Source organism: Saccharopolyspora phatthalungensis (assembly GCF_014203395.1).
Classification (GTDB): domain Bacteria; phylum Actinomycetota; class Actinomycetes; order Mycobacteriales; family Pseudonocardiaceae; genus Saccharopolyspora; species Saccharopolyspora phatthalungensis.
On sequence record NZ_JACHIW010000002.1, the window covers coordinates 1,353,970 to 1,374,040 of the forward strand.

The 20,071-nt window shown below is 67.2% G+C and carries 22 protein-coding genes and 1 pseudogene; 9 read left to right on the top strand and 14 right to left on the bottom strand.

Translation table 11 applies throughout. The features are described 5' to 3' along the window. Positions 1 to 110: 110 nt before the first annotated feature. The 4 genes from BJ970_RS32145 to BJ970_RS32160 all read right to left on the bottom strand — a co-directional run bounded on the left by BJ970_RS32145 (position 111) and on the right by BJ970_RS32160 (position 3,975). On the bottom strand, positions 111 to 719 hold the full coding sequence (locus BJ970_RS32145) for a DAK2 domain-containing protein (RefSeq protein WP_184731223.1): 609 nt from the start codon (positions 717 to 719) through the stop codon (positions 111 to 113). Beyond that, positions 716 to 1,732 (bottom strand): dihydroxyacetone kinase subunit DhaK, encoded by a 1,017-nt coding sequence (locus tag BJ970_RS32150; RefSeq protein ID WP_184731226.1) that lies wholly within the window; start codon positions 1,730 to 1,732, stop codon positions 716 to 718. Before BJ970_RS32150 ends, BJ970_RS32145 begins: the two co-directional genes overlap by 4 nt. Before the next feature lie 153 nt (positions 1,733 to 1,885). Further along, positions 1,886 to 2,779, bottom strand: a complete 894-nt coding sequence (locus BJ970_RS32155; protein ID WP_184731228.1) for a dihydrodipicolinate synthase family protein — start codon at positions 2,777 to 2,779, stop codon at positions 1,886 to 1,888. A gap of 185 nt (positions 2,780 to 2,964) precedes the next feature. Next, a complete protein-coding gene (locus tag BJ970_RS32160; protein ID WP_184731230.1) occupies positions 2,965 to 3,975 on the bottom strand; it encodes a LacI family DNA-binding transcriptional regulator in 1,011 nt (336 codons plus the stop codon). 215 nt (positions 3,976 to 4,190) lie between these two features. Between BJ970_RS32160 and BJ970_RS32165 the strand changes: the two genes are divergently transcribed. Next, positions 4,191 to 5,522 (top strand): MFS transporter, encoded by a 1,332-nt coding sequence (locus BJ970_RS32165; protein WP_184731232.1) that lies wholly within the window; start codon positions 4,191 to 4,193, stop codon positions 5,520 to 5,522. A gap of 17 nt (positions 5,523 to 5,539) precedes the next feature. Beyond that, positions 5,540 to 6,934, top strand: coding sequence for an FAD-dependent oxidoreductase (locus BJ970_RS32170; RefSeq protein ID WP_184731234.1), 1,395 nt, complete (start codon positions 5,540 to 5,542; stop codon positions 6,932 to 6,934). A 266-nt stretch (positions 6,935 to 7,200) separates the two neighbouring features. On the opposite strand, the gene BJ970_RS32175 is transcribed toward BJ970_RS32170, so the two are convergent. Together BJ970_RS32175 and BJ970_RS32180 are read right to left on the bottom strand one after the other, a co-directional pair. Then, complete coding sequence (locus tag BJ970_RS32175; protein ID WP_246471916.1) at positions 7,201 to 8,268, bottom strand: YncE family protein; 1,068 nt, start codon at positions 8,266 to 8,268, stop codon at positions 7,201 to 7,203. Positions 8,269 to 8,362: 94 nt separating this feature from the next. Then, positions 8,363 to 9,352 (bottom strand): DUF1259 domain-containing protein, encoded by a 990-nt coding sequence (locus BJ970_RS32180; protein WP_184731236.1) that lies wholly within the window; start codon positions 9,350 to 9,352, stop codon positions 8,363 to 8,365. A gap of 137 nt (positions 9,353 to 9,489) precedes the next feature. On the opposite strand from BJ970_RS32180, the gene BJ970_RS32185 reads away from it, so the two are divergent. Beyond that, entirely contained in the window at positions 9,490 to 10,188 is a 699-nt protein-coding gene (locus BJ970_RS32185) for a response regulator transcription factor (RefSeq protein ID WP_184731238.1), read from the top strand. Then, entirely contained in the window at positions 10,185 to 11,555 is a 1,371-nt protein-coding gene (locus tag BJ970_RS32190; protein WP_184731240.1) for a sensor histidine kinase, read from the top strand. Before BJ970_RS32185 ends, BJ970_RS32190 begins: the two co-directional genes overlap by 4 nt. Before the next feature lie 107 nt (positions 11,556 to 11,662). Here the strand turns inward: BJ970_RS32190 and BJ970_RS32195 are convergent, their stop codons facing one another. Next, positions 11,663 to 12,457, bottom strand: coding sequence for a class I SAM-dependent methyltransferase (locus BJ970_RS32195; RefSeq protein ID WP_312864576.1), 795 nt, complete (start codon positions 12,455 to 12,457; stop codon positions 11,663 to 11,665). 47 nt (positions 12,458 to 12,504) lie between these two features. Between BJ970_RS32195 and BJ970_RS32200 the strand changes: the two genes are divergently transcribed. The 5 genes from BJ970_RS32200 (at position 12,505) to BJ970_RS32220 (ending at position 16,362) form a co-directional block, all read left to right on the top strand. Continuing rightward, complete coding sequence (locus BJ970_RS32200) at positions 12,505 to 13,077, top strand: TetR/AcrR family transcriptional regulator (protein ID WP_246471917.1); 573 nt, start codon at positions 12,505 to 12,507, stop codon at positions 13,075 to 13,077. Between the two features lie 52 nt (positions 13,078 to 13,129). Next, positions 13,130 to 13,288, top strand: a complete 159-nt coding sequence (locus tag BJ970_RS32205) for a hypothetical protein (RefSeq protein ID WP_184731244.1) — start codon at positions 13,130 to 13,132, stop codon at positions 13,286 to 13,288. A 155-nt stretch (positions 13,289 to 13,443) separates the two neighbouring features. Next, complete coding sequence (locus BJ970_RS32210) at positions 13,444 to 13,788, top strand: alpha-amylase inhibitor (RefSeq protein WP_184731246.1); 345 nt, start codon at positions 13,444 to 13,446, stop codon at positions 13,786 to 13,788. Between the two features lie 294 nt (positions 13,789 to 14,082). Next, positions 14,083 to 15,906, top strand: coding sequence for a caspase, EACC1-associated type (locus BJ970_RS32215; RefSeq protein WP_184731248.1), 1,824 nt, complete (start codon positions 14,083 to 14,085; stop codon positions 15,904 to 15,906). A 63-nt stretch (positions 15,907 to 15,969) separates the two neighbouring features. Continuing rightward, entirely contained in the window at positions 15,970 to 16,362 is a 393-nt protein-coding gene (locus tag BJ970_RS32220) for a DoxX family protein (protein ID WP_184731250.1), read from the top strand. A 123-nt stretch (positions 16,363 to 16,485) separates the two neighbouring features. Here BJ970_RS32220 and BJ970_RS40440 read toward each other — a convergent pair whose 3' ends face one another. The 7 genes and pseudogenes from BJ970_RS40440 to BJ970_RS32250 form a co-directional block, all read right to left on the bottom strand. Further along, a complete protein-coding gene (locus BJ970_RS40440; protein ID WP_512700301.1) occupies positions 16,486 to 16,596 on the bottom strand; it encodes an RNA-binding protein in 111 nt (36 codons plus the stop codon). Between the two features lie 137 nt (positions 16,597 to 16,733). Continuing rightward, positions 16,734 to 17,375, bottom strand: coding sequence for a hypothetical protein (locus BJ970_RS32225; RefSeq protein ID WP_184731252.1), 642 nt, complete (start codon positions 17,373 to 17,375; stop codon positions 16,734 to 16,736). After that, positions 17,372 to 17,740, bottom strand: a complete 369-nt coding sequence (locus BJ970_RS32230; protein ID WP_184731255.1) for a YbaB/EbfC family nucleoid-associated protein — start codon at positions 17,738 to 17,740, stop codon at positions 17,372 to 17,374. The genes BJ970_RS32225 and BJ970_RS32230 overlap by 4 nt, the downstream gene beginning before the upstream one ends. 23 nt (positions 17,741 to 17,763) lie before the next feature. Further along, complete coding sequence (locus BJ970_RS32235) at positions 17,764 to 18,408, bottom strand: WXG100 family type VII secretion target (RefSeq protein ID WP_184731257.1); 645 nt, start codon at positions 18,406 to 18,408, stop codon at positions 17,764 to 17,766. Between the two features lie 25 nt (positions 18,409 to 18,433). Next, positions 18,434 to 18,646, bottom strand: coding sequence for a hypothetical protein (locus BJ970_RS32240; RefSeq protein ID WP_184731259.1), 213 nt, complete (start codon positions 18,644 to 18,646; stop codon positions 18,434 to 18,436). 394 nt (positions 18,647 to 19,040) lie between these two features. Beyond that, positions 19,041 to 19,535, bottom strand: coding sequence for a LysM peptidoglycan-binding domain-containing protein (locus BJ970_RS32245; RefSeq protein WP_184731261.1), 495 nt, complete (start codon positions 19,533 to 19,535; stop codon positions 19,041 to 19,043). 212 nt (positions 19,536 to 19,747) lie between these two features. Further along, positions 19,748 to 19,936, bottom strand: a pseudogene (locus tag BJ970_RS32250) (threonine dehydratase); the annotation flags it as partial. Positions 19,937 to 20,071 lie beyond the last annotated feature (135 nt).

The following is a 20,071-nucleotide window of genomic DNA, read 5'->3' on the forward strand; positions in this document are numbered from 1 at the left end:
TCCTTGCGACGCCCGGAAACGACCGCAAGGCGGCACCGAGCACGACACGTGCCCGGCGCCGCCGCGGTCGCGGTTCACCCTGCAGGCTGCGCAACTTCCAATTGATCGGATCAGTGTCCCAGAGGGCCGTCGACCTCTGCTTTCGGTTCCGCGACAGTGGCCGCCGCCCAGAACAGCAGCGCAATCCCGACGGCGCCCGGATCCGGTTCGCCCTTCACGCGGTCGCCGACGTAGCTGGCCCGGCCCATCCGGGCGCGCAGCTCAGCGGTGTGGTCCGCCCCGACCTTCGCCGCTCGCGCGGCGGCGGCGAAACCCTGCGGAATCGCGGCTACGGCGGGAGCGAGAGCGTCGACCAGGGTACGGTCGCCTACCTCGGCTTCGCCGACTCGCTGGATCGCGGCGAGCCCGGCTTTCGCCCCGGCACCGAACGCGGCGGCCTGGTCGTCATCCCTGCCATCCAGTGCATGCGCGATCTCGGTGAACAGCAGTCCGAGCAGCGGGCCGCTGGTGCCGCCAACCTCGTCGAGGAACTCCTCGCCGAGCGCTTCGAACGCCGAAACGCCGCCGGCCTCGAAGCGGGCCACGGCCTTGCGCAGACCGCCGCGCAGGTTGTCGCCGAAATCCCCGTCGCCGCTGCGCTGGTCGAGCTCCGTGAGTTCGGCGTGGGCGTCCTCGACGGCCTGCGCGTATCGGCGCAGCACGGCTTCCTGGTCGATCATCGGGCGGTCTCCTTCGCGGTGCGCGGGAAAGCTGGGGTGATCGCGGGTGCCGCCCACCACTCCTGCCAGGATTGCTGCATGCGGGTCAGGGTGAGCGAGAACCCGGCCATGTCCAGCGCCGGCACCAGGGTTCCGACCAGCGTGCCGGACACCGCCAGCCCGCGCCGGGCCAGCCCGTCGAGCACCAGGTCGTGTAGCCCATAGAGCTCCAGCGGGGTGGTGCCGCCCATGCCGTTGACCACGGCGACCACCTCGTCCGGGCCGGCCGGGAGGCCGGCGACGATCTCGTCGAGCATCCGGTCAATTAAGTCCTCAGTGGACGGACGCGGGATCGTTTTTTGGGCTCGTTCGCCGTGGATGCCCACCCCGTACTCCAGTTCGTCGGCCTCCAGCTGGAATGAGGGAAGCCCGGTGTGCATCGAGGTCTGCGCGCACGAGGCCACGGCGAGGCTGCGCGAGGCGGCCGCGAACCGGGCACCGAGGTCGGCAAGCTCGTCGATCCCCAGCCCGGTGTCCGCCGCCGCGCCGAGTAGCTTTTCGACCACGACCGTCGCGCCGGTGCCGCGACGGCCGGTGGCGGTCTCGTCCGACTCCGTCGCCAGGTCGTCGTCGACGAGCACGCGCCGGACCTCGATTCCCTCCAGGCGCAGCCGTTCCGCGGCGATGCCGAAGTTGATCCGGTCGCCGGTGTAGTTCTTCACGACGTGGATGACCCCGCCGGGGCCGGCGGCTTGACGACTGGCCTCCAGGACCTGCTTGTTGTGCGGCGAAGCGAACACCTTGCCGGGGGCGACCGCGTCGAGCATGCCTCGGCCGAGGAACCCTGCGTGCAGCGGCTCGTGACCGGAGCCGCCGCCGGAAACCAGCCCGACCCGGCGCCCCGGATCGCGGTGCCGTGCGACGAGGTGGGCCGGTTTCTCGTGCAGTTCCACGAGGTCGGCGTGAGCCCGGGCGAACCCGCGCAGCGCAGCTGGCACCGGGTCGCCGTCGGCGGGATGGAAGGGCAGGGGCATCAGACGTTCTCCCGAAGACGTTGCTGAGTCTCTTCTTCTGGTCGGTGGGGGCGTGCTTGTCGGCCAGAACCCGATCAGCCCGATGGTACGTCGGCGGCCGCGGAAGGTGTTCGCGTCATGCGTCTGGGTCGAGGCGTTCGACCTTGTCAACGGTCAGGCGATGAGCTTGACGTCCGCGGCCTCCAGAGCGGCACGGAGCGTGGCGCGCTCGGCGTCGCTAACGGGAGTCAGTGGGGAAAGGCCGCAACCGCCGTTGCGGCCCTGCATCGCGAGAGCGGCCTTGATCCGGACGGTCATGTTCGGGCCGTCGATCGCACGCCAGACCGGCAACTGCTTATTGTGCAGATCCAGTGCCGTGGCGAGATCGCCGCGCTGAACGGCATCCCACTGCCGCAGGCACAGCTCGGGGACGACGGTGAGCGTGGCGCTGATCGCGCCCTGGGCTCCCAGCAGATAGCTCGGGTAGAGCAGGTCGTCGACCGCGGTGAAGACCTTGCCGCCCTTCGGCGCGATGTGCAGCAGGTCGGCCAGCTGGTGGATGTTCCCGCCGGACTGCTTGACGCCCACGACGTTCGGGATCTCGTTGAGCACCCTGGCGACCGTCGTCGCGGGGATCAGCGCGTAGGGGATCACGTTGTAGATGACGATCGGCACGCCGGTCTCGTCGGCGATCCGGCGGTAGTACTCGACCGTCGTGTCCTCGTCCGGCTGGAACAGGTAATGCACCGGCGTGACCTGCAGGGCGTCGACTCCGGTTGCGGCGATCGCCTTGCCGTAGCGGATCACGTCCTTGGTGCTGTCCCGGATGATGCCCGCGACGACCGGCACGCGGCCCGCGCTTTCCTGCACCGCCACCTCGGCGATCGCGACCGAGTCCTCGATCGAGAGCATCTGCCCGTCGCCGGTGCTGCCGGTGACGCAGAGGCCGTGCACGCCCAGGTCGAGGTGGTAGCGCACCTCGCTGCGCAGCGCTTCGAGGTCGGGCTCCTCGTCGGCGGTGAACGGGCTCACCAGCGGCGGGATGATGCCGTGCAGATCAAGAGCCATGAGGGTCCCCTTCGGTTGGTGGTGGTGCGGCGGCAAAGCCCTCTGCCGCGCCCGTCGAATGACGGTCAGGTGTGACTCACACCAGAATGTAACCGGTGACATTTTGCAGCATGGGTGATCCGCCGGGGTGCTGTCAAGACACCGCCTCCGGGCGGAGCGGTTCGAGGCGTGGCGGTGTTCGCCGCTCAGTCACCGACGCGAGCGCAGGATTCGCGAATGCGGAACTCGGTGGGGAGCACGACGTCCGCCGGCGCCCCCTGCCTGCCATTCAGCCGCTCGAACAGCAAAGTCGCGGCCTGTGCGCCGATCTCGTAGGCGGGCTGGGCGATGGCGGTGATCGGCGGATCGACGAACGGGAAGAGGTCGGTGTCGTCGAAGGTCACCAGCGAGAGGTCGTGCGGGATCCGGACATTCCGCTCGCGGACCGCGCGCAGAGCACCGATGGCCAGCACGTTGTTGAAGGAGAAGACGGCGGTCGGCCGCACCTCAAGGTCCAGGAGCTCGCAAATCGCCTGGTAGCCACCTTCGGTGCCGAGGAAGCCCGTACGAACGCACTCCGGCCGGACCACCAGCTCCGCTCCCCGGCACGCCTCGCGGAAGCCGGCGAGGCGCTGCGCCGCAGTCGGCATCTCGGACGGACCCGAGATCATCCCCAGGTCGGTGTGCCCGAGGTCGATCAGGTACTGCACGGCCTCCCGCGCGGCCGAGAGGCTGTCGGTCCGCACCAGCGGAATCGTCGAGGCCGCGACCGGCGGCCGACGGTCCACGAACACCGTCGGGATCTGGTTGCGCACCAGCCGGGACACCCCCTCGCTCAGCCCGCTCGACGACAACAGCGCCACGGCGTCGACCGTGCGACGCGCGAATGAGTCCAGCACCTTCGCCTCGCGGTCGGCGTCGAAGTCCGAGCTGGCGATGAGCACCTGGTAGCCGTGCTTGATGGCCTCGTCCTCCAGGCCCCGGGCGACCTGCGCGGTGAACGGGTTGGCGATATCGGACACGAGTAGGCCGAGCAGCTTCGTCCGCCCCTGGGACAGGCTGGCGGCGATCCGGTTGCTCACGTAGTCGAGTTCTTCCACGGCCCGCAGGACGCGCTCCGTTCGCGCGGCACTGACCGGCGTGCCGCCGTTCAAGACGCGCGCAACGGTCGCCGTGGACACCCCGGCCGCCTTGGCCACGTCCCGGATGTTCGCCATGTCCGATCCCTTCCGCCGTCAGTCAATTATGGCGCTCCGTAAAACGGCTTTACGATCATGCGCCCCGGTCGCCCGATTTCGGCCACAATCCACCTCCCTGTTGACAGCCCGCCCCTTGGACACCGACACTTCCGACGCGATGTAACCGATGACATTTTGTCGTCCATTTTCAGCCATGCGGCCTGAACAGGGCAAACGCACAGTGAGGTGACGTTATGGCAGTAGAGAGCGCTAGCGGCGAGACCGCCGCCCCTGAGCAGACTGCGCCACCACGCAGGCCCCGGGGACGCAACGTCCGCTGGTCGATCATCACCGCGATCACCGTACTGACGATCACCAGCTACCTGGATCGCGGGAACCTGTCGGTCGCCGCGCCGGTGATCCGGGACGACCTGGGCTTCAGCGCCACCGAGATGGGAGTGATCCTCTCGGCGTTCATCTGGCCCTACGCGATCATGAACCTGCCCTCGGGCTGGGCGGTCGACCGCTTCGGCCCGAAAATCCTGATGACCGTGGCAGCACTGCTGTGGTCGATCGCCGGTGCGGCCACCGGCCTCGCCCGCAACATCGCCACCTTCCTCGGGCTGCGGGTGGTCCTCGGCGTGGCCGAAGCACCGCTGTTCCCCGGCGCGATCAAGGCGACCAACGAGTGGTTCCCCGACCATGAGAAGGCCCGCGCCACCAGCGTCTACATCGCCGCTACACAGGTGGGCCTCGCCATCGCACCGCCCATCACCACGGCGCTCCTGCTGGCCTTCGGCTGGGAGTTGATGTTCGTGCTCATCGGCGCGCTGGGCATCATCGGGGTGCTGGGCTGGCTGCTCGTCTACAGCAAGCCGGAAAAGCACCGGCGGCTCAGCCGCGAGGAACTCACCTATATCCGGGAGAACCAGCGCACCGGCGGCGCGGAGGAAACGAGTTCGGCCGAGGTCGGCCGGCAGTGGCTGCGGCTGTTCCGCTACCCGACGATCTGGGCAATGATCATCGGCGGCTTCTGCCTGCAATACGTCTTCTGGTTTTACATCACCTGGCTGCCCAGCTACCTGGAGTCGGCGCAGCACTTCTCGCTCAAGGCCGCCGGACTGCTCTCGGCCCTGCCCTACATCGCCGGCGGTATCGCGGTCATCATCGGCGGCCGCTTCTCCGACGCGCTGGTCAAGCGGGGAATGCGCGCCATGGACGCCCGCCGCCGCACGATCGCGGGCGGATCCCTGTTGACCGCGATCGCGCTTGCCGCGACGGCGATGAGCAGCGGTCCGGCGATGGCCGTCACCCTGCTGACGGTCGGCATGTTCACCTACAGCCTGACCACCGCCTCCTACTGGGCGCTGGCCACCGACGTGGTGCAAACGTCCACAATGGTCGGATCGGTCGGCAGCATCCAGAACTTCGGCGGATTCCTCGGCGGTGCCTTCGCCCCGATCGCGACCGGGATCATCGTCGACCGCCTGGGCGGATTCGTCCCCGCCCTGATCATCTCCGCCGCCCTGCTGCTGGTCACGGTCGTCATGTACGGAGTCCTGGTCCGTCGCCGGCTCCCCGTCTGAACCGCGAGGTACATCTCATGCACGAACAGCGCACCGACGTCGACGCAAACATCGATGCCACTGCCGCAACCGACGTCGAGGCCGATGTCGTGGTCGTCGGGGGTGGCTCGGCCGGGATCGCCGCCGCGGTCTCCGCGTCCGAGGAGGGAGCGCGGACCCTGCTGCTTGAGTCGAGCGGTTCGGTCGGCGGGACGCTTGCCTGGCAACTGCTGGAACACTCGGCCGGTTTTCACGATGTGCGGGGCAACCAGGTCGTCGGCGGATTCGGTCAACGACTCGTCGACCGCCTTGTCCGCGGCGGCGGTTCCCCCGGACACGTCCGCGACGATGTCGGCTACACCGCGACGCGCACCCCCGTCGACCATGCCGAGCTCGCCCTCACCGAGTCGATCATGCTCGCCGAAGCTGGCGTGGAGGTATGGCTGCAGTCCGGCCCGCATGCCATCCACCGGGCCGGCGACGTGATCGAGTTCTTGGCCGTCCACACCCCGAACGGGCCGAGGCGGGTCCGGGCACCGGTCATCATCGACGCCAGCGGCGACGCCGTGGTCGCTTCGCTGGCCGGCGTGCCAATGCAACCCGACACCGCCGACACACAACCCGCGTCGCTGTTGTTCAAGCTGGGTGGCGTCGATGTCGGCGCGCTCCTCGACTACCTGCGCGAGCACCCTTCCGAGGTCAGGCCGGGAAGCACCCTCGGGTACGGCACCGACGAGCACGCCAACGTGTGGGGGCTCGGCGAGCTGCTTTCCGCCGGGTACACAAGCGGAAAGCTCGGTCTGCGCCGCACCGAGCTGCATCTGGCCGCATGGCCGCAGCGCGGCGAGGTGGTCGTCAACGCCACCCGCACCCCGGTCCGGTCCGGCGACGGATGGGCGGGCGCGGCTCACGCGCAGCTGAGCCACCAGGTGCTCCAGTTCGTCCGGTGGATGCGCGAGGACGTCCCGGGGTTCGCGCACTGCCACCTCACCGCGGTCGGCGACCGGGTAGGCATCCGCGAATCCCGTCGCGTCGTCGGTGTTTACACGATGACCGGCGACGACGTCCGGTGCGGAGCCCGCTTCGACGACTCCATCGGATGCGGCGCTTTCCCGATCGACATTCATTCCGCGGATCGCCCCGGGCTCTCCCACACCGACGCCGTCGGCGCCGGGTTCGAAATCCCGGCCCGCATCCTGTTCGTCCCGGCCTGCGCCAACCTCGTGGTCGCGGGCCGATGCCTGTCGTCGACGCACGAGGCCAACGGTTCCCTGCGGATTACCGCCACCTGCTTCGTCACCGGTGAGGCCGCCGGTGTGGCCGCGGCCCTCGCCGTCGAGCACGGCATCCATCCCGAGAAGGGCGACTACGACCTGCTACGACAACGCCTTCTGGCCAGGGACGCGATCGTGTCCCTCAACGGCGGTTCCTGAACGGGAAACACCGCTTTCGCGCGAAAACGCCAACAATGCCCGGGAATGCCGTGATCTAACCGGCTGCGTCAACCGCCAGGTAGTCCGGCCGCACCGGTCGCGTCGATGTGACCGCCATCGTTCGGAGACATCCCGCCCGCCTGTCCGGATGCGCCGGAGCAGAACTGATTTTGCGACGACATGCCTGGTTCGAACGACTCGTGCCCGTCTGCGTTGCCGAAGTTGGCATTCGCCGGAGTCTGGTTCGAAGCCCCGCTGGCGCCTCTTCAGGAGACGGGTTCGCGGTCCAGCAGAGCTGGTTGGCCCCGCGATCCGGTGGGCACCGGGTAATAGCTGTGGTGGGTGGTCGGATCCACTGCGACCACGTGCGAGCCGTCCGCCAAAAAGCCCGAGCCGACCACGGCCGGCCGACGATCACGCAGGTCCAACACGGTCAGCCACCCGCTTTCGGCGGCCACATACAGCCGCTGCGCGCCCGGATCGTAAGCCAGGACATCCGGTTCCCGGCCGACCGGCGCGGTATCGGTCACCGTTCCCGCGTTCATCTCGACGGTCATCAGCGTGGCATTGCCGTCACAGGCCACGAAAGCCAACCGCTGTGCTGGGTCGAGGGCTAGGCCGTGGTCGTGGTCGCAGCCCGGCAGCGCTATCCGCCTGGTTATCGCGAGCCTGGACGGGTCGAGGACGGCGAGCTCATTGCGGCCCTGCACATCCACCAGCATTTGGTCACCGACCGGGTCATAGGCAACGTTGCCGACCTCTGCCCCCAGCGCGACGGTGCCCCGCACCGCGCCGCTGACGGCGTCGATGACCGTCTCCGACCCACCCTTCTCATTGGTCGTCCACACCGCGTTCCGGCGCGGGTCAAATGCCAGCCCGTCAGGATATTCTTCGGTCGGAGACTGGTTGACCACCTGCCCGGAGTCCTCGTCCAGCGCGACCATCGCGTTCCTGCCCGTCGCCGTGGCATACACCCGGTGCAGCGCGGGAACGACCAGCACGCCATGCACTTGCGACACGTTCGGAATCACGCGCACCACGCGCAAAGACCGCACATCGACCTCGATGACCTCACTGGCGCCCAGATGCGCCACGAACAAAACGCCCCGGTCCGCGTCCAAGCTCGCATAATCGAAGCGTGAACCGCCGCCCGGCAACTCCACCTCTCCCACGGCGCGCAACGGCAAAGCCACCGCGGTCGGCTGAGCCCGCGGCCACAGATGCATCGTCGCCAGCACCACGGCCAAGGCCAGAACAACGACACCGAGCACAACCAGTAGCCACCCGCGACCACGGCGGAACGTGGCAGTGATCCCAAGCCGGGACGGCCTCATCGCGCTCCTCCCCTCTCGGTGCCCCACCGAACCAGGCTCGGTCGGCCCAACCGATCTTTTCCGTTGCGTGGATCGACATTCGCGCTTGATGCTGCTACTGGTGCGGTTTGGCATTCGTGGCGTCTACCGCGGTCCGGAGCGTCTTGGCGAGGGCAACGCCGTCGTCGGCCGCCCAGAAGTGCAGGTAGAACAGCCGGGGTTGGTCGGTGAGGCTGTGGTTGTGGAGTTCGACCACGATGATGCCGCCCTTGCGCAGTGCCTGGATCACTTTCTCGACCTCGGGCGCGGTCAGCACGAAGTCGCCGTTGATGACGGCCCGGCCGCCCCCGACGGGCTGGAAGTTGAGCGCGGTGTTGACGCCCGTGCCCGGCGGGAGGACGTGCCCGGCGTCGGTGACGATGTCGTTGCGGGCGATGGTGAACTTGTAGATGCCGCCGTCGGCGGTTCCGTTGCGGCCCAGAGCGTTGTCGATGCCGGCAGTGTCCAAATCGATCGGTGGTTGCTGCGTCGCCGCAGCGGCTCGCGGTGTCGCGGTGGCATCCAGAGCCGCCCGCACGCCCTGCGCGAGTTGGGTGGGGTCGCCCATGCCGTGGATATGGGTCCACCACACTGGCGGTGACTGCTCCAGCAGGTGTTTGTGCAGGGCGGTTTGTTCGATCCCATGCGCCTGCAGGGCGTCGGTGACCCTGGGCAGTTCGCTTTCGGTGGCCACGAGGTCGCCCATGAGCATCGTGGTGTCGTCGTATTTGGTGAAGGTGGCGTAGCCGCCCAGGGACAGGCCCGGTTTGATCGGAACTCCTTGGGAAACCATGTTGTTGAGGTCCGAGCGGGTCAGGGCGACGCGGTAGACCGTGTTGTCGTCGGTGAGCTTGCCCGCGCGGCCCAGCGTGTCGGCCACGCCCTTCCAGTCCGTGTCCGCGGTGGCGACCGGCTCATGCGCGCCTGGGCCGGGCTGTCCGCTCTGGCCTCCAGGAGCCGGTGCGCCGCCGCATCCGGCGAGCGCCACCAGCAGTAGTGCCGCGAGGGGAACCGCCGCGCGATGGGTCACCGCTGTTCCGATGCCGATCTTTGCCCTTGCCTGCATGGGGATTCCTCCCGGATGCCGGTTGTGCAACCGTGGGTCCTGGGCACAGGTGTATCGCCTGGACATGAAGCGTCGATGAAGACGAGGCCGTGCTCACCCCGAAGCGGTGCCAGGCTGGGACCGGAGGTGAACGGGCGATGCGGGTACTGGTCGTTGAAGACGAGCCGAAGATGGCCGGGTTGCTGCGTCGGGGCCTGGCCGAGGAGGGCTATGCGGTCGACATCTCCGCCGACGGCCGCGACGGGTTCGGCGCGGCGGTCAGCCGCGCCTACGACGCGGTGGTGCTGGACGTCATGTTGCCCGAGCTGTCCGGATTCGAGGTCTGCCGCCAACTCCGCGGCAACGACGTGTGGGTGCCGGTGCTGATGCTCACCGCCCGGGACGGGGTCGATGATCGCATCACCGGGCTCGACGGCGGCGCCGATGACTACCTCACCAAGCCGTTCCACCTCAAAGAACTGTTCGCTCGGCTGCGGGCGCTGACCCGGCGGGGCCCGGTGCCCCGGCCGGTGAAGCTCACCGCGGGGGATCTGCGCGTGGACCCCACCAGCCGGCGGTGCTGGCGCGGCGAAGCCGAAGTGGTGCTCACCACCAAGGAATACGCGCTGCTGGAGGCCTTCCTGCGGCGCCCCGGCGCGGTCCTCACCCGTGAGGTCCTGTTGGAGCACTGCTGGGACTTCGCCTTCGAGTCGCGTTCCAACGTCGTCGATGTCCACATCCGCGCCCTGCGCGAGAAGATCGACCGCCGGTTCGGAGTCACGTCCCTAGAAACCGTGCGAGGCACCGGATACCGGCTGCGGGCGGACGGCGGCCGTGCGAACGCGAGGCCGCGATGATCAAGCGCTGGCCCATCCGCCTGCGACTCACCGCCGCGTTCGCACTCACGATGGCGCTGATCCTCACCGGCGTGGCGGTCGGCACCGTGACCAACTCCCGAGCGTCCCTGGATGAATCGATCACCGAAACGCTGCAATACCGGCTGCGTGACGTGCAATCCGCTGCCGAGGCGGTGTCGCCGGTCCTGCCCGGCGGCCGAGACTCGGCCGAGCAGATCCTCGACGCCAACCAGCAGGTGGTTGCCGGCTCTCGCGAAGTAGCCGGTCAAGTGCTGCTGAGCCCCTGGGAGCTCGCGGGGGCCCAACATGGCCCGATCATGGTCGAGCACCCAGGCGCCGGCACGCTGGCCGGACCCGTGCGCATCGCCGCCTCCCGCGCCGCAAGCGGCTCCCGCATCGCGGTCGCGGCGGTGAGCCTCGCCGACCGGGACGCGGCAGTGGGAGACCTGGCGCGGGAGCTGGCAGTGGCGTTCCCGCTCGTCCTGGTGGCCGCGGCCGCCGGTGCCTACCTGCTCACGGCCGGGTCGCTGCGCCCGGTGGAGCGCATGCGCGCCCGAGCCGCCACCATCACCGCGGAGAACCCCGAACAACGCCTGCCACTTCCGGCCAGCCGGGATGAGATTTCCCGCCTGGGCAGCACTTTCAACGATCTGCTCGCCCGCCTACACAGAGCACTCAACCGCGAGCGGCAGTTCGTCACCGACGCCAGCCATGAACTGCGCACCCCGCTGAGTCTGCTCACCACCGAGCTCGAACTCGCGCTCCAGCGCACCCGCTCCCGAGACGAACTCACCTCGGCACTGCGCTCGGCGCTGGAGGAAACCGAACGGCTGTCCCGGCTGGCCCAAGACCTCCTCCTGCTAGCCCGCACCGACCGCGACCACCACCCCGCCAACGTCGAACTCCACCCACTCCTGCGGTCCCTTGTGGATCGGTACCGCATCGCCGCCAGCGGACCGGACGTGACCCTGGACTGCCCGCCGGACCTGGCGGTACGCGTCAACCGTGACGACCTCGACCGGGCGGTGAGCAACCTGCTCGACAATGCACTCCAGCACGCAGCCACCCCCATCACCATCCACGCACACCGAACCCGAGCGGACGACAACGGTCGCGTGGCCATCGAAGTACGCGACCACGGGCCCGGGATAGACCCCGAATTCCTCCCACACGCATTCGACCGCTTCACCCGCGCCGACACCTCCCGCACCAGCGAAGGCGCCGGGCTGGGCCTAGCCATCACCGCAGCACTAGCCCACCGAAACGGCGGGCACGTCACCGCGACCAACGCCGATGGAGGTGGCGCCGTCCTCGCCCTCACTTTCCCCACCGCGCGAGCATCCGCGCGACCGCAGCAGGAGGTCTGACACACGCAAGGACTCGTTCTCCAACAGGTCGGACCTTTGACAACATTTCGCCCCAACGACAGCACGGCGCAAACGCGCGGCCTTACTTCCGCACTTGGCTGCTGTTGTCAGCTCGGACCTTTGCGTCCCACCAGATGAAAGATGCGACTGAGTTGGCGGTAGGGGTCTCGTCGGCTGGCTTCCAGTTCGACCGCGGCCGCCGCCGCCACTTGCTGTGCATCGGTTGGGTCCACCTCGGCTCCACTCAAATCGAGCCAGTCGACAAACAGCCATACCCCATACCAGCGCAGTGGCTCCACGCCGCGGCTGCGCACGAGCTCGCTGAGTTCCTCCACCGTGTCGGCCCGAGTTGGCAGTCCCAGCACCCCAACCTCGCTCCTGGCGTCAAACGACGCCAAAGCGTCGTCCCACCGCCGTTCCAAGGCCGGGCGCACCGCCGACGCCTTGGCATTGCCCGCCATGATCGAGACGATGCCACCGGCAGCAGTACACCGGCACAGCTGATCGACCAACGGCTCGGGCTGCTCTAGGTAGCCGAGCACGCCGTGACACAACACGGCGGCGAAGCGTTGACCATTCACCGCCTCGTCGGCGTTCTCTCCGTCGGCCTCCAAGAGCGTCACCCGCCGCTGGGTCTCACCAGGCAGCCGCTGGAGTCGCTGTTGAGCTTTGTCCAGCATCGCCGACGACGGGTCCAGCAACGTCACGTCGTAACCGGCTTGGGCCAGTGGAAACGATTGATGGCCCGCGCCGCCGCCGACGTCGAGCACGGGCGCTGGAGGAGCCGGCAGATGCTCCAGCAGCTGTTGGTGCAACACATAGGTGCGCACGCGCCCCTTCGCCGAGGCATAAGCCTCATCGGCAAAGTGGTCAGCCAAGCTGGCCCAGGTGTCATCGCCCACCACCCCACGATATCAGTTAGTAGTTAGTAAGTAGTAATCTGATCGCCATGGCTGCGCGTATGAGCGGATCCCAACGGCGATCCCAGGTGCTGGGGATCGCCGCGGGCGAGTTCGCGAATCATGGACTTCACGGTGCGTCGATCGAGGCAATCGCGCGCGAGGCCGGCATCACGCAGGCCTACGTGTTCCGGATGTTCGGGACCAAGAAGGCACTGTTCCTGGAGCTGGTCGGCGCGGCCTTCGATCGTTTCAGCGACGGCATGTCGCAAGCCGCCAAGGGGGCCCGCGGCATTAGCGCGCTGGCGCTGATGGGGGCGCAGTACTACGAGTCGCTGGCGGACCGCACCACTCTCTTGTTGCAGCTGCAAGGCTTTGCCGCCTGCGGTGATAGCGAGGTCCGTGATCTGGTGCGGGCGCGAGTCGGCCGCATGTGGGACACGGTTGCCGATACGGCAGGCCTTGACCCGGTGACGGTGAAGTCGTTTCTTGCCTTCGGCATGCTGCTCAACAACATGGCCGCCCTCGATGTCGACGAGCTGGATGAGCCGTGGGCCAACGGGGTGCGCACCCGTATCCAGGCGGGGCTATTCGAGCACATCACCGCCGACACCAACCAATGAAATCGGCCACCCCAGGCCGGTTTGCCTGCGCTAGGACCAGCAGGTCCGGCGCGTGCGGCAGCTCGTCGAGAGCACCGGCAACTCCTTCACCTACCGCGCGTTCCCGACCATGCCGCACTCGATGCACGGCCACGACCCGGCCACGTACGTCGCTACGGTCACCGACTGGCTGACCACGCTCAACCGAGCGCGCACTCACGAGGCGTCGTGAACGCCACCGGCGGCCTCGCTAGGCCAATCGGGTTGTCCGAGTCGATTGCAGAGCGCCGGAAAAAGATCAGCCGCTACACCTGAGCGAGGCGGTACCCACCGCCGCTGGCCTCTCTGGGGTCCGGGGGAATCTTCTGATATCGGAGGACGATAAGCATGTCTCGCACGCTTCGCTCATTATCGGTGGCCGGTGCCGCCGTCTTCGCGTTCAGCTCGCTCGCTGGCGGGATCGCTCAAGCCGACACACCCACGGCGGCATCGGACGGCCCCGCGGTCGCGCCGCGGGAGACCACCGCACCCAAGTGCATGCTCGACAAAGAGAAGAAGGGCACCATCTACACCACGGTGTGGGTTACCAACACCTGCAAGCGAAACTACCGAATCCAGCTCATCATGGCCCGCGGTGCGGACAGCCGGTGCTTCTCGATCACCCCGGGTCAGACCCGCAGCCACAAGTCTCGTGGCGCGAGCCCGTACCTGGACCGAATCATTCTGTGCTGACCCACGCGAAATCGCCTACGTAGTTATTCCACTGACTTCGTGCCGCAGTGGAGCGCAGACCCGGATGTCCCGCCTCACGGGGCATCCGGGACTGGGGCGAGGTGTCCGTCGCGTCAATCGCACCGCTGATCTCCAGCCTCGTCCGCACCGCGACGACCGCGCCCGGCAACGGACGATCGGACCAATGTCCACCTCCTCGCCGCGAGCGATCAGACGTTCGCTATCCTCAAGCGCCGTATTGCGTTGACGCAACGTGTTGCTGTCGGAACTGTTCGTGCCTGGGGTGGTGGTGCCGTGGCCGGAAAGCGCCGCGCGTTGCTCATCGCCACCGACACCTATTCGGACCCCACCTTTTGCCAACTGCGGGCGCCGCGCGCCGATGCCGACGTGCTGGCCGCCGTGCTCGCCGATCCGGCCATCGGCGGGTACGAGATCGACTCGCTGCACAACCCGGCCGCGCACGAAACGAATTTGGCGATCGAGGATCTCTTCGCGGCGGCGCGGCTGGACGACCTGGTCCTGCTCTACCTCTCCGGGCACGGCGTCAAGGACGACTTCGGTCAGCTGCACCTGGTGATGACCAATTCCCGCCACGACCGGCTCAACGCGACCGCGGTCAGCGCCCAGTTCGTGCGCAACCAGATGAGCAACACCAGATCCCGCTGCATCGTGGTCGTCCTGGACTGCTGTTTCGCGGGCGCGTTCCCGCCAGGATCCGCCCACCGCGCCGGGGAAAGCGCCGACGTGCTCGCGCAGCTGGGCGGGCGCGGAAGCGCGGTCATGACATCCTCGTCAGCCCTGGAATATTCCTTCGAGCCCGGCGAAGCGGCCAGCTCCACGGTCTTCGGCAGTGCGCGCCCGTCGGTTTTCACCGGAGCACTGGTGCAGGGACTGCGAACCGGCGCCGCCGATCGCAACGGCGACGGCCTGATCGACGTGGACGAGCTCTACGAGTTCATCTACGAGGAGGTCGAAGCCGCCGGCAAGCCACAGACTCCGGGCCTGGACAGCAGGTTTCAAGGTCGCTTGATCGTGGCCAACAGCCCGACAGCCAACGAACTCCCGGCCGAAGTCGCCCTAGCCATGCGAAGCACCCTGCCGTCGGTGCGCCGCGCGATCGTGGGCGAGCTGTCCGCACTCCTGAGGTCGGCGAAAACCACCACGGCAGAGGCCGCCCGCTCGGCACTGGGCAAGCTCGCCCAGGACGAGAACAGCGACGTTGCCGCCGCCGCGCGGGCTGTGCTGGCACCTGCTCCGGAGAAAGCCGTCATGCCCACGATCTCGCCCGGCACCGCGGTCGTTCCGGACCAAGCCGCGCAGCAGAACACCAGGCCGAGCCCGCCCCGGCCGGGAGACGCACCCCAGGTACCAACACCGGAGCCGCCCAGGATGGGGGTGCGCCGAAAGGTCTTCATCGCCACGGCGATCTCCGCAGCGGCTGCCGTCATGGCCGCTGCGATGACGTTCCTTCCCGACCTCACAAGCGCCGGTCGTGACTCCACCGCGCAGCAACAAACTCAGCAACCGACACAACCCGAGCAGATCCCGGCCGGCTTCGTGCCCCCACCAGTGCGCCCATCCCCGCTACCCGACACGGTCTACTGCCAGTACCCCCCGGACGGCAAGACGTCGAGAATCCCGGTGAAACCCCCGGCCAGCGGCCCGGTTTCCACGAAAGGCACTGTCCGGGCGACCGTCAACACCAACGTGGGGGGCGCGATCCCGCTGCTCCTGGACCGGTCGCTGGCTCCGTGCACGGTCAACAGTTTCATCAGCCTGGCCAAGCAGGGCGCCTTCAACGGCGTTCGCTGCGCTGGTGGCCGCGTGGAATGGATTTCGTGCGGTCAACGCAGCAGCCCTGGCTACACCTTGGCCACCGAGAGCTTCCCCGGGCTGCGGTACCAACGCGGCTACCTGGTGATGGATGACCTCGCCTTCTTCGGCACGACGTTCGCCATGCACTTCGGCGACTCACAACTCGTGCCGGAATACACCGTGTTCGGAACGATCTCCGAAGAGGGGCTGAAGTTCATCGACAGCCTCATCCCCCCGGGCTACGACGGCCAAAGCGACCAGCTGGACAGCGTCATCTTCACCAGCGTCGACATCCAGGACTGACCGGACGATGTGTCCATTTCCATTGAAATCGCCACAGAAGGTGATCCGTGGAAGGATGCCGTCATGGCTGAGCACGCCAGTATCGGAAGAACCATCGGCAACGGCGCTCTGTGGACCCTGCAGGTACTGCTGGCCGCCTACTTCCTCTACAGCGGATACCTGTTGTTCGGCGACGATTTCGTGCAGAAATTTGACGAGATCGGCGTCGGCCACTGGCTTCGGTACCTCACCGCCGTACTGGAGATCGCCGGCGCGATCGGCCTGCTGATCCCGCGCCTGTGCGGGCTGGCGGCGCTCGGGTTGGCCTGCGTAATGATCGGCGCGGTCGGCACCGAGCTCTTCCTGCTGGCGCATGGGAACGCGGTGCTCCCGGCGATCCTTTTCGTGCTCGCCGCAACGGTGGGATGGCTGCGCCGAGACACCATCACGGCCCTGCTCACCCGCCCGAACGCATAACCTTCTAGAAGCACAAGCAGGTCGCCCCCGATCGCTGGCGCGTGCCCAACACGGTGCAGACGCTCGATCCGGTTGGCGGTTCTGCGGCGGAGCGCACCCGCGCTCCGCCGCAACCCGGAGAAGTCAGTCGTCCCATCGCCAGTCCAGGGCGATGCTGTCCAGGCCACGCTTGGCGGTCTCCGCATTGGGGAGTTTGATCGAGCCGAGCAGTTTCCCCTCGTTCAGGTCGATCATCAACAGGTGCTTCCGCTTGAACTCGGGAAGAAAGGCGTAGTCTCCACCCGCCGGGCTTTCTCGACGGCCGGACCTGCCGGTCGCGGCACGGCCTGGACCAAGCTGCGCAAGCGAAGCACGGGATGCGCACCTTCTGGTTACCTCGGCTCGCCGAGCTTGGCTGTAACCTGCCGCGCGAGGTCACGGGTAGCCATCTCGTGCTCGGCTTGTGGAGAATAGTCGTTGCTGAAGCCGCGACTTCCCCATCCGCGGTATTCGACCGTGACGTGGGCGTTCGCACAGCGGAAGTCGACGGTGGCCACCTGGCTACCGGATGCCGGCTCCGGTCTGCCCGGTCGGAAGCCGTGCCGGGACTCATCACCGATCACATCCGGCGGCTTGTCCGGAACCTGGCCAGCGCGCCCCTTGATCCTATACCCGTCCTCCGCGGCACGGATGTCCGGATCGCCGTCCTCGCTCACCGACACCCGGACAGTCACGCGGATCAACGCGTTCGCCGGAGGACTTCCCCATCGGGGCGGGTGGAACGACTCCCATTCGCACGTGCTGGACCGGGTCGTGTCCGTGTCGCCTGTCTTGGCAGTGTTCGGGAACTGGACGGCCTCCGGACCGAGTTGCTCGACGATGATGTGCTCCGGCAGCAGCGAGCAGGCGCCCGGGTCTTCGCGGTATCCCTTCGCGGGCTGCGAGCACGACGCGAGGAACACGGTCATCCCGGCGAACAGCACGCCGAACCGGATGCCGCGCCCACCGACTGCGTGCGCCCTCTGCTTACTCATCGAAGCCATGTCGGGGGCCCCTCGTCCGCATCGGCCTCGTCCAGAAAGCCGCGTCGGGCAGCGCCGCGTTCGCAGTGGTCTTCCGCCTCGTCCTCGAACTCCAGGTTCTCGGCCTTCCGACGCGCCTTCCTGGTCGCCTCCTGGAACGCCTGGATCAACTGCGCCTCGTCGCCTTCCAGAACACTGCCGGGTGTGATCCGGCAGCGTTCCGTCCTCCCGAGCGAATCCACCCACACCGTGACGTTCCGCGCCGTCCCGGAAAAGCTCCCCTGCAACACGGCTTCCGGGTTGCGACGAGCTTTTTCGATGTTACTCTCCAACTGCCGCATCGCCTGGGCGACCCGATCTTCGATATCCATAGCCATGGCCCCCGACTTAGCCAGCACCGTCAGTTCTTGATCGTCCGCATGACGACCGTGCACTCGTTGACGACTGCCTCAGCAGCCTTCTGGCGATCCTCGACCGCTTTGATCTGCGCTCCGGCGTACGCCACCAAGGCCACCAGCGCACCGACGATGGCGACGATGATGCCGATCACCTTAGTCACAACCGGCTCCGGAACAGCGAGCAACGCGGTCAAGATTCCACCGATCGCAGTAAGAACCCCACCAAACCCGGCAAGCGTGGTCATCACATCGCCAACGGACTGCTCGAACTTGTCCGCCATGTCCGTCAGCGCTTTAGTGAGCTCGGCCAACGGTTTGGAGACGTCGTCCAAGTCGTTCTTCGCCTTGTCCGCCGTCGAGTTGAAGGCGATAAACGCTTCACCTTTCCAGCCGTTTTCGATGTAGCTCTTCGCATCGGTGACGCTGCTGCGGCTATCAGCTATGTCGGTGCGCACCCCTCCCGTGGTCTCAGACTCCCCCCACACGTTCTTCGCGACGTCCTTGATCTTTCCGGTGTCGACCTTCGCGATCAGCTCGAACTGAGATAACAGGTTCCGTACCTTGACACCGGTCTCGTCCACGATCTTGTCGAAACTCCTGACCGCTTCCCAGAATCCCGACGTGGCCATCTCCATCGGATTCGCCATAGCGCCCCTCTCCACGCTGGATGACTTAGCGGGGGTGATCCACGTCCTGCATCCCGGACGCAGCCTGCTCGTCCCGCATGCGGTACTCCTGAATGGAGTCGGACACGTCGCGCGAGAGTTGGTCCAACTGCCGATGAGTCTCCTTGAGGAAACCGTCGACCGCATCGACCGTCGCCTTGTAGGCAACCCGGACGGTCTGCGCGATCATCGTTTCGAGCTGGTCGATGTCCGGTCCCATGAGCCCGGGTGTCGCGACCGGAATCTTGTCACCGGAAAGAGACGGGATCGCGCTGTCCAGTGCCGCACGGTCGCGAAAATCCGAAAGGTGCGCACCTAGCGAATCCCTGGCATCACCTGCACACCCCCGCCCGCCTGTACACACTTCAGCGCCGACGAACTCCGGCAGTCGCGCGATCACGACATGCCACGGGAGCGCGCAATAACCCGCGCTCCCGTGGCACGGACCTCAGCCGACATCCCGGGCGCACACGTCCGCGTCGTCGCCGAAGCCAACGGAATAACTCCCAGCACGCCCACGCAACCTTCGGTCCCAGTTGTGGATCGGTAACCAGGTACCAGCCACGCCCGGCGCCGACTGGCCCGAGATTGCCCGGTGCGGAACCGGGTCCGGCTCAGGTGCCCTGCGGCACCCTGATCACGTCCCCAGGTTGAATGAGGTTCGGATTGGTGATCGTGCCGGGGTTCGCCGCCACCAGCCGGTAGTAGAGGTTCCCGGAACCGTAGTACTTGGTGGCTATGCCCCACAGCGTCTCCCCAGACGCCACCACGTGCTCCAGGTAGGTCTGATAACCCGGGACGATCTTCGGTCCCAAGATGATGGGCACGACTACCTTGTCCAACTCGGCGCCGTCCCTGGGAGAGACGTGGAATACCTCCAGGAACAGACGGTCGAGCACGAAGCTCGCCCCGGCCACATCGACAGTGATCTGGAACTGGCTATGCCCGCCCGCGCCGTCGCCGGCCATGAAGTTGCCCGTAGCCTCGTCGTGGCCCTCATGGACTCGGTACTTGAAGTTCGCCTCGAATGCCCCACCGGCGACTCCGGCCGCCTGGATAGTGTTGCCGACCAAGTCATATGTCCTCGGCTGCTGCACGTCGATCGTCATGACTCGTTCCCCCAACCCCTCGCGGAATCACGTGTCTGTCCGGCAAAACCCAGAACGACGTCTGGCATCGTCAACGCCAGGTGGCGCCCGACCGGTTCGTGATGTTGGCGTCGTTCGCTCCGCCACGACTTACCCCAACCAGCCTGACGCGACCCCGAGGGCGCTTGCCACGGCAGGAAGTCCCAAACGCGGCTCCCGTACTGCCGCCGAGCTGCTTTCATCCGGTCGCGCAGCGGTCCCAGGTTCTCCGGCGCGCGCAGTTCGATTCCGACCAGTGCGGGCCCGGTTTCGCGGTTGTTCCGCTTCACGTACTCGAAGCACGTGATGTCGTCGTCCCGCCCCACTACGTTGTCGAGGAACCGTCGCAGCGCCCCCGGTTCCTGGGGGGCGACTACGCCGAAAGCATCATCCGCCGCATCACCAGCCCACAGGCACGATCCGCGACGCTCAAACTTGTCCGCCGCCTGCCGTAGTCCACTAAGGACATCGGCTTACGAGCACGTGCTGGCCTCCGACGTCCGCTACCGTTCCGTCAT

What these genes read in the sequence shown, in the direction of transcription:
- BJ970_RS32200 (WP_246471917.1), top strand. Translation starts at nt 12,505, where the DNA reads ATGGCTGCGCGTATGAGCGGATCCCAACGGCGATCCCAGGTGCTGGGG.
- BJ970_RS32230 (WP_184731255.1), bottom strand. Translation starts at nt 17,740, where the DNA reads ATGGCTATGGATATCGAAGATCGGGTCGCCCAGGCGATGCGGCAGTTG.
- BJ970_RS32150 (WP_184731226.1), bottom strand. Translation starts at nt 1,732, where the DNA reads ATGCCCCTGCCCTTCCATCCCGCCGACGGCGACCCGGTGCCAGCTGCG.
- BJ970_RS32245 (WP_184731261.1), bottom strand. Translation starts at nt 19,535, where the DNA reads ATGACGATCGACGTGCAGCAGCCGAGGACATATGACTTGGTCGGCAAC.
- BJ970_RS32160 (WP_184731230.1), bottom strand. Translation starts at nt 3,975, where the DNA reads ATGGCGAACATCCGGGACGTGGCCAAGGCGGCCGGGGTGTCCACGGCG.
- BJ970_RS32155 (WP_184731228.1), bottom strand. Translation starts at nt 2,779, where the DNA reads ATGGCTCTTGATCTGCACGGCATCATCCCGCCGCTGGTGAGCCCGTTC.
- BJ970_RS32180 (WP_184731236.1), bottom strand. Translation starts at nt 9,352, where the DNA reads ATGCAGGCAAGGGCAAAGATCGGCATCGGAACAGCGGTGACCCATCGC.
- BJ970_RS32225 (WP_184731252.1), bottom strand. Translation starts at nt 17,375, where the DNA reads ATGAGTAAGCAGAGGGCGCACGCAGTCGGTGGGCGCGGCATCCGGTTC.
- BJ970_RS32235 (WP_184731257.1), bottom strand. Translation starts at nt 18,408, where the DNA reads ATGGCGAATCCGATGGAGATGGCCACGTCGGGATTCTGGGAAGCGGTC.
- BJ970_RS32165 (WP_184731232.1), top strand. Translation starts at nt 4,191, where the DNA reads ATGGCAGTAGAGAGCGCTAGCGGCGAGACCGCCGCCCCTGAGCAGACT.
- BJ970_RS32170 (WP_184731234.1), top strand. Translation starts at nt 5,540, where the DNA reads ATGCACGAACAGCGCACCGACGTCGACGCAAACATCGATGCCACTGCC.
- BJ970_RS32240 (WP_184731259.1), bottom strand. Translation starts at nt 18,646, where the DNA reads ATGGGACCGGACATCGACCAGCTCGAAACGATGATCGCGCAGACCGTC.
- BJ970_RS32175 (WP_246471916.1), bottom strand. Translation starts at nt 8,268, where the DNA reads ATGAGGCCGTCCCGGCTTGGGATCACTGCCACGTTCCGCCGTGGTCGC.
- BJ970_RS32185 (WP_184731238.1), top strand. Translation starts at nt 9,490, where the DNA reads ATGCGGGTACTGGTCGTTGAAGACGAGCCGAAGATGGCCGGGTTGCTG.
- BJ970_RS32145 (WP_184731223.1), bottom strand. Translation starts at nt 719, where the DNA reads ATGATCGACCAGGAAGCCGTGCTGCGCCGATACGCGCAGGCCGTCGAG.
- BJ970_RS32190 (WP_184731240.1), top strand. Translation starts at nt 10,185, where the DNA reads ATGATCAAGCGCTGGCCCATCCGCCTGCGACTCACCGCCGCGTTCGCA.
- BJ970_RS32220 (WP_184731250.1), top strand. Translation starts at nt 15,970, where the DNA reads ATGGCTGAGCACGCCAGTATCGGAAGAACCATCGGCAACGGCGCTCTG.
- BJ970_RS40440 (WP_512700301.1), bottom strand. Translation starts at nt 16,596, where the DNA reads ATGATCGACCTGAACGAGGGGAAACTGCTCGGCTCGATCAAACTCCCC.
- BJ970_RS32210 (WP_184731246.1), top strand. Translation starts at nt 13,444, where the DNA reads ATGTCTCGCACGCTTCGCTCATTATCGGTGGCCGGTGCCGCCGTCTTC.